14 protein-coding genes are annotated in these 13,870 nt (G+C 72.6%); 3 read left to right on the forward strand and 11 right to left on the reverse strand.

The window, feature by feature from the left end; translation table 11 throughout:
* On the forward strand, window positions 1-596 hold a 596-nt coding region (locus tag FJ108_15665; protein MBM4337321.1), incomplete at its 5' end, for an enoyl-CoA hydratase/isomerase family protein.
* Here FJ108_15665 and FJ108_15670 read toward each other — a convergent pair.
* The 9 genes from FJ108_15670 to FJ108_15710 are packed head-to-tail and all read right to left on the reverse strand — an operon-like array spanning window position 593 to window position 9,178.
* Window positions 593-1,300, reverse strand: coding sequence for a hypothetical protein (locus tag FJ108_15670; protein MBM4337322.1), 708 nt, complete (start codon window positions 1,298-1,300; stop codon window positions 593-595). The genes FJ108_15665 and FJ108_15670 overlap by 4 nt on opposite strands.
* A 7-nt stretch (window positions 1,301-1,307) precedes the next feature.
* Window positions 1,308-2,108, reverse strand: a complete 801-nt coding sequence (locus FJ108_15675) for an enoyl-CoA hydratase (GenBank protein MBM4337323.1) — start codon at window positions 2,106-2,108, stop codon at window positions 1,308-1,310.
* Between the two features lie 29 nt (window positions 2,109-2,137).
* Window positions 2,138-2,692 carry a response regulator gene (locus FJ108_15680; GenBank protein MBM4337324.1) on the reverse strand — a complete coding sequence of 185 codons (555 nt, stop codon included), beginning with the start codon at window positions 2,690-2,692 and terminating at the stop codon, window positions 2,138-2,140.
* The gene (locus FJ108_15685) at window positions 2,682-4,013 is read right to left on the reverse strand and encodes a HAMP domain-containing histidine kinase (protein ID MBM4337325.1); all 1,332 of its coding nucleotides are present in this window, start codon (window positions 4,011-4,013) and stop codon (window positions 2,682-2,684) included. The genes FJ108_15680 and FJ108_15685 overlap by 11 nt, the downstream gene beginning before the upstream one ends.
* A gap of 18 nt (window positions 4,014-4,031) precedes the next feature.
* Window positions 4,032-4,958 (reverse strand): hypothetical protein, encoded by a 927-nt coding sequence (locus tag FJ108_15690; GenBank protein MBM4337326.1) that lies wholly within the window; start codon window positions 4,956-4,958, stop codon window positions 4,032-4,034.
* On the reverse strand, window positions 4,955-6,463 hold the full coding sequence (locus tag FJ108_15695) for an aldehyde dehydrogenase family protein (protein MBM4337327.1): 1,509 nt from the start codon (window positions 6,461-6,463) through the stop codon (window positions 4,955-4,957). Before FJ108_15695 ends, FJ108_15690 begins: the two co-directional genes overlap by 4 nt.
* Entirely contained in the window at window positions 6,456-7,523 is a 1,068-nt protein-coding gene (locus tag FJ108_15700) for an arginine N-succinyltransferase (GenBank protein MBM4337328.1), read from the reverse strand. The genes FJ108_15695 and FJ108_15700 overlap by 8 nt, the downstream gene beginning before the upstream one ends.
* On the reverse strand, window positions 7,487-8,830 hold the full coding sequence (locus FJ108_15705; protein MBM4337329.1) for a M20 family metallopeptidase: 1,344 nt from the start codon (window positions 8,828-8,830) through the stop codon (window positions 7,487-7,489). Before FJ108_15705 ends, FJ108_15700 begins: the two co-directional genes overlap by 37 nt.
* 21 nt (window positions 8,831-8,851) lie before the next feature.
* A complete protein-coding gene (locus FJ108_15710; GenBank protein MBM4337330.1) occupies window positions 8,852-9,178 on the reverse strand; it encodes a DUF971 domain-containing protein in 327 nt (108 codons plus the stop codon).
* 62 nt (window positions 9,179-9,240) lie between these two features.
* Between FJ108_15710 and npdG the strand changes: the two genes are divergently transcribed.
* Window positions 9,241-9,918, forward strand: coding sequence for an NADPH-dependent F420 reductase (npdG, locus tag FJ108_15715; GenBank protein MBM4337331.1), 678 nt, complete (start codon window positions 9,241-9,243; stop codon window positions 9,916-9,918).
* On the opposite strand, the gene FJ108_15720 is transcribed toward npdG, so the two are convergent.
* A complete protein-coding gene (locus tag FJ108_15720) occupies window positions 9,915-11,714 on the reverse strand; it encodes a DNA mismatch repair protein MutS (GenBank protein ID MBM4337332.1) in 1,800 nt (599 codons plus the stop codon). The genes npdG and FJ108_15720 overlap by 4 nt on opposite strands.
* A 36-nt stretch (window positions 11,715-11,750) precedes the next feature.
* Between FJ108_15720 and FJ108_15725 the strand changes: the two genes are divergently transcribed.
* Window positions 11,751-13,097 (forward strand): beta-glucosidase, encoded by a 1,347-nt coding sequence (locus tag FJ108_15725; protein MBM4337333.1) that lies wholly within the window; start codon window positions 11,751-11,753, stop codon window positions 13,095-13,097.
* Window positions 13,098-13,104: 7 nt separating this feature from the next.
* Here FJ108_15725 and FJ108_15730 read toward each other — a convergent pair whose 3' ends face one another.
* Window positions 13,105-13,731 (reverse strand): CoA pyrophosphatase, encoded by a 627-nt coding sequence (locus FJ108_15730; GenBank protein ID MBM4337334.1) that lies wholly within the window; start codon window positions 13,729-13,731, stop codon window positions 13,105-13,107.
* Between the last annotated feature and the right edge of the window lie 139 nt (window positions 13,732-13,870).

Here is a 13,870-nt window from a genome sequence, read left to right on the forward strand (position 1 = left end):
CAGACCTGCAGCACTGCACCGATTCGAGCCGCGGACGGGATGCGGTGCTCGAAGCGCGCCACTTCCGCATCTGCACGCTCCTGCACGAGATGCCCGCCGTCACGATCGCGGCCGTGAACGGCGCCTGCGCGGGCGCGGGAATGGGCTGGGCCTGCGCCTGCGACCTGCGCTTCGCCGCGCGCTCGGCGAACTTCAACACCGCGTTCCTGCGCGTGGCCGTGGCGGGAGACATGGCGCTGCCCTGGACGCTGCCGCGCCTGGTCGGCGCCGCGAAGGCCCCCGAGCTCTCGTTCCTGTGCGAGAAGCTCCCCGCCGACGAGGCCGCGCGGATCGGCCTGGTCGCGCGCGTCTTCGACGACGCAGTGTTCCGCGACGAGGTCGCAGCGATCGTGCACCGGCTCGGCGCGTCTTCGCCGACCGCGCTTCGCGCGCTCAAGCAGCACTACCTGGCCGCGGAGCTGCTCTCGCTCGACGCCTTCGTCGAGCTCGAGTCGCGCCGCCACCTGCAGATCGCCGCCAGCGACGACACGCGCGAAGCCTTCCGCGCCTTCGTCGAGAAGCGCGAGCCGGTGTTCGGCAAGCGCCCGCCCGCCTAGGTCCGCTTCGCCCAGGGCTCCGAGAAGAACCAGTCCAGAGCCTCGTGCAGGAAGTCGGCCGAGGGCCAGTGCTTGCCGCCCTGGTCGACGCGAAACTCCACGGTGTAGCCCGCCTTGCGCAGGTTCTCGCGCATCGGCAGCGCCACGCGATCGAACGGGAACAGCTCGTCGTGCGTGCCGTACTCGAGCAGGACGGCGGGCTTGGGCGCGGCATCGGGGTCGAAGGCGGGCTCGAGCGCGATGAACCCCGCGGCCCAGCCCATCACCGCGCGGAAGATGCGCGGATTCGAAAGCCCCACCGACAGCGCGTAGCTCGCGCCGTCGCTGTAGCCGAGCAGCGCCTGCCGGTCGGGATCGACCGGGTAGCGCCGGTAGATCAGATCGTAGGCGTACTCCAGGAAGTCCAGGTCGGGCCGCTCCCGGCTTGCGATCAGGTCCCAGGTCGGGAGCAGCGAGCGCGGCACCAGGAACAGCGCGTCGCGCGACTCGGGCTGGTCGCGGCAGGCCTTCACCAGCATCTCGTCCTGCCGCCCCGCGCCGTGCAGCACCGTGATCAGCGGGTAGCGCTTGGCCGGGTCGATCTCGGTTGGCGTGAGCAGCACCGCGCGCGAGTCGCCGCGCTCGACGAAGACGTGACCCGTCGGCGATGGCTCGTCTCGCGGCTCGGGCGTCTTGTGCTCGATGCGCAGCGCGAGCGAGTCCATCCCGCGCCTACTTCTGGCCGAGCCGGGCGAAGCGCGGAGCGCGGCGTTCGATCAGCGCGCGCGCTCCCTCGACCGCGTCGGGCTGCTCGACCACGCGCCACTGAACGGTGTCGGCGTCGCGGAGCGCCTCGGGGTAGCCCTGGCCCGCGTGCGCGTAGACCATGCGCTTGGTCTCGGCGAGCGACGTGGGCGAGACCGAGCCCGCGAGCTGCCTCACGTAGTCCGTCGCTGCGGCGACGAGCTCGTCGGGCGCAACGACGTACTCGACCAGCCCGATCCGCAGCGCCTCGCCCGCGTCGATCTTGCGCGAGGTGAAGAGCAGGTCGAGCGCGCGGCCGGTGCCGACCAGCCGCGGCACGATCCAGGTCGTGCCGTGCTCGGCGACCAGCCCGCGTTTGCTGAAGATCGAGGTGAAGCTCGCGGCGCTCGACGCGAAGCGCACGTCGCACATCGCGGCGAGCACGAAGCCGCCGCCGGCCGCGACGCCGTTCACGGCCGCGATCACGGGCTTGGGCACCTGGAGCAGGTAGGTGAACAGCCCCGGCACTTCTTCGCTCGCCGCCGCGCTCGCGCGCGGCGCGCGGCCCTGCGTCGTCGCGACGAGCGCCTCCGAGTCGAGCCCCGAGCAGAAGCCGCGGCCACTTCCCGTGATCACGATCCCCACCACCGCCGGGTCCGCAGCCGCAGCGTCGACCGCGCGCCGGATCGCGCCGAGCATGGGGTAGGTCAGCGCGTTCAGCTTCTCGGGCCGGTCGAGCCGGATCAGCGCCACGGGATCGGCGATCTCGACCTGGATTCCATCGCCCATCGTGTCTTCCTTTCGTCGCTCCGGCGCAGCTAGCGCTGCGGCGGTCGCGTGGCGAGCTTGCGCTGCAGCGTGCGCCGGTGCAGGCCGAGCGTGCGCGCGGCCTGCGAGACGTTCCCTCCGCAGTCGCCGAGCACGCGCTGGATGTGCTCCCACTCCACGCGGTGCAGCGACGGCGCGCTGCTCGGAGCGTCGGCGGCGACCGGCGCCCCCTCCTCGAAGCCGCGCTCGAACGCGTGCAGGACGTCGTCGGCGTCGACGGGCTTGGTCAGGTAGTGGCGCGCGCCGCGACGCACGGCCTCGAGCGCGGTCGAGATGCTCCCGTAGCCGGTGAGCACGACGCAGACCAGATCCGGGTGCTCGCTGCGCAGCGCGCGGATCAGCTCCAGGCCCGAGCCCTCGCCCAGGCGCAGGTCGATCACCGCGCGCTCGGGACGGAACGACTTCGCGGCGCGCACGGCCTCTTCGGCCGACTCGGCCTCGGCGACCTCGAGTCCGCGCGAGCGCAGCGCGCGCGCGAGCCGCGCGCGAAACGGCGCGTCGTCGTCGGCGATCAGGTAGCGCGTGGCTTTGCTCTCAGGACTCATGGGACGAGGCGCCCGCGGGAGCGATGGGCCACTCGACGGTGGCCGTGGTGCCCGCGCCGGGCTCGGAGGTGAGCTGCAGCGTGCCACCGAGCCGCTCCGCGTGCAAACGCAGCACGAACAGACCGAGCCCGGTTCCGTGGCCGGGCGCCCGCGTGGTGAAGAACGGCTCGCCCGCGCGCTCCAGCACGGACGGGCTCATGCCGTGGCCGCGGTCATGCACGCGGACGCGGACCCGATCCCCCTCGCATTCGACCGCGACGCGCACGCGCGATCCATCGGCCGCTGCGGCGAAGGCGTTGCGCAGAAGCGGCAGAACCATCTCGCCGAAGTCGGAGCGCGCTCCGAGCAACGTCGCCGGCGCAGCGCGCAGCTCGAGATCGACCCTCGCCGCGTCCTCGCCGAGCTCCGCCTCGCCGAGCAGTGCGGCCACCTCGCCCGCGCGCAGCGGCGCGTCGTCGGCGGCGCCGAGCCGATCGACGCGCGCGCTCATCCGGTCGAGGATGCCGCGGCAGCGGTCGACCTCGGCGCGGAGCAATCGCGCGTCGTCGCCCCAGGGCAGGAGCTCCGGCGAGCGCTCGGCTTCGCGCGCGAGATCGCCCGCGATCACGGCGATGGTCCCGAGCGGCGAGCCGAGCTCGTGCGCCGCGCCGGCCGCAAGCGTGGTGAGCGACGCCAGCCTCGCGTTTCGCGCCGCGATCTCGCCCACGCGGCGCAGGCTCGCCTCCTGCGCGCGAAGCGTGTTCGTGATGCGGCCGATGAAGTACGTGATCACGATCGCGACGACCGTCACCGCGATCCACATTCCCACCGCGTGCAGGCCGATCTCCATTCCCGGCGCGATCGGCCCGTGCCAGAAGTGGTAGGTCTCGTGCCAGCGGAACACCGCCGCGTAGCCCGCGGCCGACAGACCCGCGACCAGCCAGGTTGCGCTCGCGCTGCCGGTCATCGCCGCCATCGCGACGTGAACGGTGTAGAGCGCGCTGAACGGGTTGTCGGGCCCGCCGGTCAGGTAGAGCAGGGCGGTGAACAGGACCGTGTCGAAGCTCAGCGTGGCCGGCGCGAGAATCCGCGCCTGCGCGCTCGACCAGTCGCGCCGCACCAGCACGAGATTCGTGAGCACGGTCGCCGTCGGGATCAGCCACAGCGCCCGGTACGGCAGCTCGACGCGCATGACCTGCGACGCGAAGAGCAGCGCCAGCGCCTGCCCGACCGCCGCGAGGAAGCGCAGCGGCACCAGCCAGCGCAGCACGAGCGAGTGCGGCGACTCCGCGCCGAAGAGCGCGGGCGCGCCGCGATCGAGTGGAGAGTCAGGGGCGGACACGATCGCCGCGATTCTAGATCAGGCGCGGTCGGAAGCGCTCACGCCGGCAAGCTCGCCCAGATCCCCGATCATGCACTTCACCGAGCCGCCGCCCTTCTTGTGGAACTCGGAGACGTCGGCGGTGACCACGCGCGTGCGCCGCGCGCGCACCGCGTCGGCCAGGCGCGCCGAGACGCCTTCGGGCATGACCAGGTGCGGCTCGCCTGCGATATCGAGCGCGAACGAGTTCGCGGCGTAGATCGCGGCGTCGGCGTCGCCGATCTCGAGCAGGCGGTCGCGGAAGCGAACGCGCAGCGCCGCGGCCGAGTCGGGGTGCAGAACCGGAACGTATGCGAGCAGGAACTCGCGGCGCGCACCGAACGAACACAGACAGGTGTCGCCGTGGTAGTAGCGCTCGTCCACGAGCTCGACGCGCAGCACCTCGCGGCCGAGCGGCGCGATCGCCGCGATCTCGTCCAGCGCGCGTGGGTCGCTGCGAAAGCCGTAGACGCGCTTCCAGGGCGGCCAGCCCAGACGCGGCACGAAGCGCTGGCGGCGGATCCGGCCGTGCGTGAAGACGAGCGCGTCGCCGGCGGGAAACAGGTCGGCCTCGCCCTCGAAGCGCGCGCCGATCGTCGCGCAGCGCAGGCCCAGTGACTCGATCACCTGGCGGTAGATCGGCTGCTCGCCCGCGCGCGTCGGCGTGAGGTTCGATAGCACGAAGACGTCGCCGTGGCGGAAGCCCGCGTTCGCCGGGTAGACCAGACCCGGGTGCGCGGCGTGCGGGGGCACCACCGCCACCTGCACGCCGAGATCGCGGAGCAGATCGCGCATGCGGCCCCACTGCGCGATCGCGAGCGCGCGGTCGACGGACTTGCGCCGGCCGTACTTGTCACGCGTGTGCGGGTTCGCGCCGCCGACCACGGAGAAGTGCGCCGGGTCGCCCATCAGAACCACGTGGCTCATTCGGGCGTCGGAAAGCCCGGCCAGGTCGCGGCGGGCGGGGCCTGCTCGTGCTCGAGGTTCGCCTGCGGGAACGTGCAGTACAGCGTCGACATCGCGCCCGCGGGGCGATCGTTGCCGCTGCGCTTCACCCCGCCGAAGGGAAGCTTCGAGGACGCGCCCACGGTGGCGGCGTTCCAGTTCAGCGCGCCGACGCGGAGCGTGCGCGCGGCGCGCTCGTAGATCGCGCGGTCGCGGGTGAACACGCTCGCGACCAGCCCGAAGTCGGTCGCGTCGAGAAGCGCGATCCCCTCGTCGGTCGAGTCGACCGCGAGCACGAAGGCGTCGGGCAGGAAGTGCTCCTCGCTCTGGTAGCGGCTCGCTCGGTCGTGCGCGCGCAGGCGGTGCAGGCTCGGCCGAACGTAGTGGCCCGGTCGCGGCCCCTCGCACGGGCCGCCCGCGACCAGCGCCTGCGCGCCTTCCGCCGCGGCGAGCTCCAACACCCTGGCGTGTCGCTCGCGCGCGGCGCGCGAGATCAGCGGTCCCATGAACGCGCCCGGGTCCGAGGAGTGCCCGATCGCGATGCCGCGAAACAGCCGCGCGAGCTTCTCGCAGAGCGCGTCCGCGATGCTGCGCTGCGCGAACACGCGGCTGGTCGCGCTGCAGCGCTGGCCCGCCGTCACGCAGGCGCCGAAGGCGATCGCGGTCGCCGCCGCGTCGAGATCGGCGTCCGCGCAGACCAGCACGCCGTTCTTTCCGCCCATCTCGAGCGCGACCAGCTTCCAGGGCTGGTCGAGTGTGGCCTCGAGGATCCGCCGCCCGACCGACCACGACCCGGTGAAGAGCACACCGTCGAGCCCGGGGTGGGCGGCGAGCCGCGCGCCGGCCGCGCCGTCGCCCTGCACCACGTTCACGACGCCGGGTGGTAGTCCGCAGCGTCGCGCGAGCTCTGCGTAGAGCTGGCCGGTCGCGGGCGTCTGCTCGGACGGCTTCACCACGACACAGTTTCCGGTCGCCAGCGCCGGAACCACGTGGCCGTGCACCAGGTGGCCCGGGAAGTTGAACGGCCCGAGCACGGCGAGCACGCCGCGCGCGCTGTTGCGCCAGCGACCGGTCTGGCCCGGGCCGAGCGCGAACTCCCGCTCGGCCACCAGCTCCAGGCCCTGCGAGAGCGTGATGTCGATCTTCGCGAGCATCGCCTGGACCTCGGTGCGCGCCTCCCAGACGGGCTTTCCCACCTCGGTCGCGATCACACCCGCGAGCCGCTCGGCGTCGGCGCGGATCGCGTCTCCGAAGCGGCGCAGATGTGCGGCGCGGCTCTCGCTCGAAGCGTCGCGCCAGGCCGGCCAGGCGGCGCGCGCCGAAGCGATCGCGCGCTCGGCCGAGTCCGCGCCGATCGGGAACGCGCCGCGCAGCGCGTGGATGTCGCCCGGGTCTTCGAGCGCGATCTCGCCCGCCACACGTTCGGGCAGGACGAACTGACGGTCGATGAGATCCCCGCGCGGGGCGAAGTCGGACGTCTCAGCCATCGCCGCCCCTTCCCCGCGCGGCAGGCAACGGTGTCCAGGCGATCTCGTCGCCGATCGCGAGCCGCAGCCGTTTTCGCGCCTCCTTCGGCACGCGGATCGCGTCGCCCTCGCGCGAAGCGGTGGCCGCGACCGCGCGGAACTCGCCGCCCTCCTCGGTCGAGAGGATCGCCGGCGGCGCAGGCTCGTCCGGCGCGCCGTCCGCGAGCCGGCCGAACACCGTCTGCTGCACCGGAACGATCTTCGCGACGGGCGCGGCGACGAACGGCCCGCCGTCGAAGGGGTCGATCTCGCCCTGCCAGTGCAGCCCCGCCTGCTCGAGGAGCCGCAGCGCCGGCTTCGCCTCGCCGTGCACGTGGCCGATCTGCGCGGCCACGTCGGGGTCGAGAAGCGACGCGTAGAAGGGCGTGGCGGGAAACAGATCGAGCACGAAGCTCTTGTCGACGGCGCTGCGCCGATCCGCCTCGGTGTAGCTCATTCCGGTGAAGCGGCGGCCGAAGGCGTCCCAGAACGCGCTTCGCCCCTGCGCGTCGATCGCGGCGCGCATCTCGGCGAGCACCGTCTTCTCGAAGCAGCCGGGCTTGCGCGCGATGAAGGCGAACCGGCCCCACGAGAGCAGCTTGCCCGGCCAGCCCGGCCGCCCGCGCGCCTCTGGCCGCAGCACCAGCGAGCCGATCTCGGTCGGCCCGTCGTGCGACGCGCCGAGCTGGAGCGTCGTGTGGGTCACGCGCACGGAGCTGCTCGGCGAGAATCGAGTCTCCTCGCCGACGCGCAGGAACAGGTGCGGCATCTCGGGCGTTCCGTGCTTGGAAAGGATCGCGGATGTGCCGACCACGGCATCGCCGTCGTCGACGAGCACGAACTGGTACTCGCGCTCGGGCCCCGGCGGTCCCGGCTCGCGGAACGCGCGCTCCGAGCGGGCGATGCGCCGGCGCAGGAAGGCGTCGTCGTGGGGCAGGTTCGGGCTGTCGAGCAGCGCCGCGAGCTCCAGAAGCGACGGCAGGTCCGCCGCAATCGCGCCGCGCATCAGGAACACGTCGGCCTCCCCGAACACACCAGGCACGCGAGGCGCACGAGCAGCGCGCGGTACAGCTCCACCGCGCGGTGTAGCTGCGCGACACTCGTGTGCTCGTTGGGCTTGTGGACGTTGCCGACCGAGGGCCCGGGCCCGAGCACGATCGCCTCCAGCCCGGCGCGCGACAGAAGCCCCGCCTCGGTGCAGGTCGCCTTGGTCGCGAGCCCCGCCTCGAGGCCGACCGAGCGCTGCGCGTCGAGCGCCGCGCGCACGAGCTTGGCATCGCGGCTCGTCGAGAGCGGCGGGTTGGCGCGCACGCTGGTGATCGCTGCTGCGTCGCGAAGCGGTTCCACCAGAAGCTCCGGATCCTCGCCGGGAATCGGCCGCACGTCGAAGCGGAACCGCGCCCGGTCGCCTTCGAGCCAGGCGCGGCCGAGGCTCGCGACCGTGCGATCGGGATCGAAGTCGGGGTCGCGGCGAGCCCCGAGCGACGCTTCGAAATGCCGCCACGCCGCAGCGAAACTGCGAAGCGGTGCTGTCGCGAAGATCGGCTCTTTGCACGCGTCGCTCGCGCCTTTGCTCGCAAGACCGATCTCGCAGCGACCCGGAACGACGTTCACCGCCGTGCCGCCGTCGAGCGCGAAGATGCCGAGGACTCCGGCGGATTCGAGCTCGGAGAGCGCGGCCAGGATCGCGTTCCTGCCGAGCGCCGGCGCGCTCGAGTGCGCGGCCACGCCGGTCACCGTCCGCTGCGTCGCCGTGAGCGCCTCGCAATAGTCGAGCCGCTCGAGCGCGACGCTCGCCTCGAACACCGCGTAGCCCTTGTGCGCGCGAATCACGGCGAGCTCGGACGGCTCGCCGACCAGCGCCTCGCGGTAGCCGCGCGCAAGGCCCGCATCGATCAGCCAGCGCGCGCCGATCAAGCCGATCTCTTCACCGAACGTCCCGACCAGCCGAACGGGCCGGCGCAGCCGCGAGCGGTCGATCGACGCCAGCGCGAGCGCCTTGCAGACGAAGTCGACCTTGGCGTCGGCCGAGCCCAGGCCGTAGAGCCGATCGGCCTCACGCGTCGGCCGGAACGGATCGCCCCCGGTCGCGGTCCATGCGCCGAACGCGCCGGGCGGAACCGTGTCGAGGTGTGTCACCAGCAGCAGGCCGCCCGCGTCCGCGTCCGGCCCGACGTCGCACACCACCGCATGGTGTAGGGTGCCGCCGACCTCGGCGGTCTCGATCCGCGCGGGGAGCCCGAGCTCGCCGAGCAGCTGCGAGGCCAGGCGCGCGATCGCGGCGTTGCCGAGCCGCGACTCCGACGGGGTCGCGATGAAGCGCTCGGCCCAGGCGATCAGATCGGCCATCCGGACCTCGAATCGACGCCCCTACTTGGCCGCTTGAGTTGCCTCCGCGCAGCAGGGGCAGGTCTGGCGCAGGTACTCGAAGGTGTAGATCCCGCTGTCGTGCCCGTCGGTCCACTCGAACTGCAGCGCGTAGCGGCCGACGGGCGTGATGCGGATCGGCCGCACGTCGTCGGGAATGCCCTCGGGGTTCAGCAGCGGCCGGCCGGTGAACTCCTCGACGCAGCGCGCGCAGCGACAGGAGAGCCGAAGGCCGCGCACCGCGTAGACGCTCTCGTGCCCGTCGTTCCAGACGATGCGCAGCTTGTCGGGTCCGGCCTGGGAGATCGATGTGGGGGTTGGGAGGCTCATGTCGGGAAACGTAGCTCGTGTCTGGGCTAAGATCCGCGCGCGCGAGGCGCGGAGGAGCAGGGATGTCGAAGGAAGCGGTGGCGATCCTGGGCGGAACCGGCGAGCAGGGGCTCGGACTCGCGTATCGGTTTGCGTTGGCCGGCCGGCCGGTTCGAATCGGCAGCCGCAAGGAGGACCGCGCGCTCGAGGCCGTGCGCGACGTCTCCGCCAAGGTGCCGGGCGCCGACGTGTCGGGATTCGAGAACGCGGCCGCGGTGCGCGCGACGCGTGGCGGGATCGTGATCCTGTCGGTGCCGTTCGAGCACATGGCCGGCACGATCAAGTCGGTGCGCGACGATCTCGCGCCCGGCGCCGTGCTGGTATCGATGGGCGTGCCGCTCGCCAGCGCGATCGGCGACGTGGCCTCGCGCGTGATCGGCGTCTCGCAGGGGTCCTGCGCGGAGATGTGCGAGGCGCTGGCGCCCGAGGGCGTGCCGGTGGTGTCGGCGTTCCAGAACGTGGCGGCGCACCGGCTGCTCGACCTGCCGCACCCGGTCGAGTGCGACGTGATCGTCTCGGGCGCCAAGGAGCCGCGCGCGCGAGTGATGGCGCTCTGCGCCGACGTGCCGGGCCTGCGCGCCGTCGACGGCGGGCCGCTGTACAACGCGCGCTACGTGGAGCAGATCACCGCGCTTCTGATCGGGATCAACATCCGCCTGAAGAAGCCCGAGGGCGTGGGGTTCCGACTCACCTATCTCTAGGTGGGCACGGCGTCGAGCTCGAGCCCGACGCTGCGCATCAGCGCGAGCGCGTTGCTGCGCTTCACCACGCCCTCGCGCAGCCGGTAGTCGAAGTGCAGCTCGCCTTCGCGGAGCTCGTCCTCGAAGTGCGCGTTTCGCGCGCGCGGGGCGAGCTCGTCGACCATCGCCGTGAGCGCGAGGTCGTGCGTGGTGACCAGGCCCATCGCCCCGCGCGCGAGCAGGCCGCGCACCAGCGCGCTCGCGCCGATGCCGCGGTCGTGCGAATTCGTGCCCTGCAGGATCTCGTCGAGCAGGAACAGAACGGGGCGCGGACCCTCGCAGAGCTGCACCGCCCGCTTCAGGCAGAGCAGCTCGGCGAAGAAGCGCGATGCGCCCTCCTGCAGAGAGTCCTGCACGCGAAGCGAAGCGCCGAGCGAGAGCGGCGAGACGCGCAGGCCGTGCGCGCGAACCGGCGCCCCCGCGAGCGCGAGCACCACGTTGCTGCCGACGCTGCGCAGCAGCGTGCTCTTGCCCGACATGTTCGAGCCCGACACCACCACGAGCGCGTGATCCGCGTCGAGCGACAGGTCGTTTCGCACGCAGCTCGCATCGGCCAGAAGCGGGTGCCCGAGCCCGCGCGCGTCGAAGACCGGGCCGGTCTCGGCGATCTCGGGGAACGGATCCGCGGGGTGCTCCCAGGCGTGCGCCGCCAGGTCGCAAAGCGCCTCGAGCTCGCCGAGCGCGTCGAGCCAGCCTTCGAGGTGTCCGCCGCAGCGCGATCGCCACGCCTCGAGCGCGAACGCGTGCTGCGTGCCCCAGAGCAGCAGCGGCGCGATCGGCGCGAAGAGCTGGTTGCGCCGCCAGTCGAGCGTCGTCACTAGCCGGTGTAGTCGAGCCAGGTCGCGCGAGGCCGGGACGCCCTGGGTCTCGAGCGCACCGCGCAGGCTTGCGAGAAGCGGCGCGGCGAACGACTCCCGCTCGACGCGGTCGACGAGCGCGCTTAGCTGCGCGAGATCGCGCGAGGGCGCCTCGATTTCGCCGAGCACGCCCGAGACGCGCGAGCGCAAGCTCGCCGCGAAGAGCGACTGCGCGGCGATCGCGACGAGCGCGGGCGCCCAGCTCGTCGCGCCCGCCAGCGCGGCTGCGACCGCGCAGGTCGAGAGCGCCGCGAGAACCGCCGCGGCCGCGCGAAGCGCGCCGCCCGTGAATCGAACCGGCGCGCGCCCCCACTTCAAGAGCGGCTCCGGGTGCACGCCGTGGCGGATCTCGGGACCGAGCACGGCCAGGTCCTCGCGCAGGTCCAGGTTCCCGCGCAGCTCGTTCACGGCCGCGTGCCGCGCGCGCAGCTCCTCGGGCGCGGCCGGCGCGAGCAGCCAGGCCGCCAGCCGGTCCTCGCCCGCGCGCGTCTGCGCGCGCGAGAGCAGCTCGAAGAGCGAGCCGCGCCCGAACAGGTCAAGGTGCATTGCGTACGGGTGCTCGGGGTCGAGATACCGCTCGCCGTCGCGCCCGCGCCCGGCGATTCGGTGCTCCATTCGCGCGAGCGCCAGCTCGTAGTGCTCGCGCGCCCGCTCCGCGCGGAGTCGCCTTCGCCGAGCGGCGTCGTGCGCGAGCACCAGCGCGACGAAGGCGCCCGCCACCGGCAGCAGCCAGAGCGCAGAGATCGCGCGCTCGCCGAACGCGAGCCAGCCGACCGCGAGCGCGAGCGCGAATACGCCCAGCCGCAGGTTCGAGATGCGCCGCGCGTCCCGCGTGGCCGTTTCGAGCGCGGCCCCGCGCTGCGAGAGTCGCTGGCGGAGGACCTCGGCCGCTTCATTCATGCGCGCCAGCGTAGCGTCGCCTGATACGATGCGCGCATGGCGTTCGTGACGTTTCCGAAGGGCTTCGAGTGGGGTGCCGCGACGGCGGCGTATCAGATCGAGGGCGCGCACCGCGAGGACGGCAGGGGTCTCTCGATCTGGGACGTCTTCTGCCAGCAGCCCGGCCGCGTGATGGGCGGTGACAGCGGCGAGGTCGCCTGCGACCACTACCACCGCTACCGCGACGACGTCGCGCTGATGAAGCGCCTGTGCCTGCAGACCTACCGCTTCTCGGTCTCGTGGCCGCGCGTGCAGCCGTTCGGCGCGGGCGAGCCGAACGAGAAGGGGCTCGGCTTCTACTCGCGGCTGGTCGACGAGCTGCTCGCGGCCGGGATCAAGCCCTGCCTCACGCTCTACCACTGGGACCTGCCGCAGGCGCTGCAGGACCGCGGCGGCTGGGCCGACCGCGACACCGCGCAGCGTTTCGCCGAGTACGCCCAGATCGTCTTCGCGCAGCTCGGCGACCGGGTGACCCGCTTCGTCACCCACAACGAGCCGATGATCACCGCGATCCTGGGCCACCGCGTCGGCCTGCTCGCGCCGGGCATTCGCGACCTGCGCATCACCGGCCGCGCGATCCACCACCTGCTGCTCTCGCACGGGCTCGCGGTCGCCGCGTACCGCGCCTCGGGCCGGCGCGGCGAGATCGGCATCACCAACGCGAACACGAGCTACGAGCCCGCCGATGCGAGCCCGGAGTCACTGCGCGCCTGCGAGCTCGCGCGGGACTTCGACACGCGCACCTGGCACGGTCCGGTTTACGGGCGCGGCTACCCCGAGTCGGTGCTGCGCTACTACGCCGAGCGCGGCGCGGCGCTGCCGATCGAGGGCGACGACCTGAAGGCGATCGCGGCGCCCACCGACTTCCTGGGCGTGAACCTGTACAGCCGCCAGCGCGTGCTCGCCGACGCCAGCCGCGGCGTCGGCTTCCGCGACGCGCCCCCCACGCTCCCCGTGCTGCCGATGGGCTACGAGGCGGCGCCCTTCGCGCTCGGCGACTTCCTGCGCTTCGTCTCCGCCGAGTACGGCCGCCCGCGCATCTACGTTACCGAGAACGGCGTCTGCGACAACACCGCGCCCGGCGCCGACGGCCGCGTCGACGACGTGCAGCGCATCGAGCTTCTGCGCGGCTTCCTCGCCGGAATGCACGCCGCGATCGCCGACGGCTCCGCCGACGTCCGCGCCTACTACGTCTGGTCCCTGCTCGACAACTTCGAGTGGGCCTTCGGCAACTCCAAGCGCTTCGGCATCGTCTGGACCGACTTCGCGACGCAGGCGCGGATTCCCAAGGCGAGTGCCGCGTTCTTCTCGGATGTGATCCGCAGGAACGGGGTCGAGATCTAGGCCGGCGTCACGACCACGCAAACACCGGCTGCTCGAAGTGCGCGACGCGCGTGCTGCGCCCGTGCAGCGCGACTTCTCGCAGCTGGTACAGAACGGCGGCGGTCGGCGCGTGGATGTTCGTGGCGAGCGAGGGGATCGGCAGCGAGAGGACCGGGCGATCGCTCTCGGGGATCGCGCTGATCAGCGGGATCTCGGGGCCGTCGAGCTCGGCGACCGGCACGACGTGCACGGCGGCGACCTCGTCGGGGTTGGGCGTGAGAGCGCGTGCGGAGCCGCCCCAGCAGACCACGGGCGTGATCAGGTAGCCGGAGCGGGTGACGAAGTCGTCGAGCTGGCCGAGCACGCAGGCGGGGTCGAGCGCGAGGCCGAGCTCCTCGTCGAGCTCGCGAAGCGCGGTCTCTTCGGGGGTCTCGCCCGGGTCGACGCGGCCGCCGGGCAGCGCCCACTGGCCGGGGTGGTTGCGCAGGCCGGAGGTGCGGCGCGTGATCAGGAAGCAGGCGCGGCCGGAGTCGTCACCGATCAGTGTCGCGGCGACGGCGGCGCGCACCAGCGCGGGGTCGGGCCGGGCGTGGCGCTCGAAGCGGGCCAGGTGCGCCTGGACGCGAGCGCGCAGACCCGGGCCGAACTGGTCCAACTCGCGCCTCTCTAGAGGCAGTCTCAAAATTGTCTCAGCATGATGCAGATACAGGCGAGTTGGACGAATGCTCGGTAGTTCTGGGCTTTGTACTCCCAGCGGGTGACGACGCGGCGGAAGTTCTGCAGCCAGGCGTTGA

The organism is Deltaproteobacteria bacterium, from assembly GCA_016875225.1.
GTDB lineage: Bacteria > Myxococcota_A > UBA9160 > SZUA-336 > SZUA-336 > VGRW01.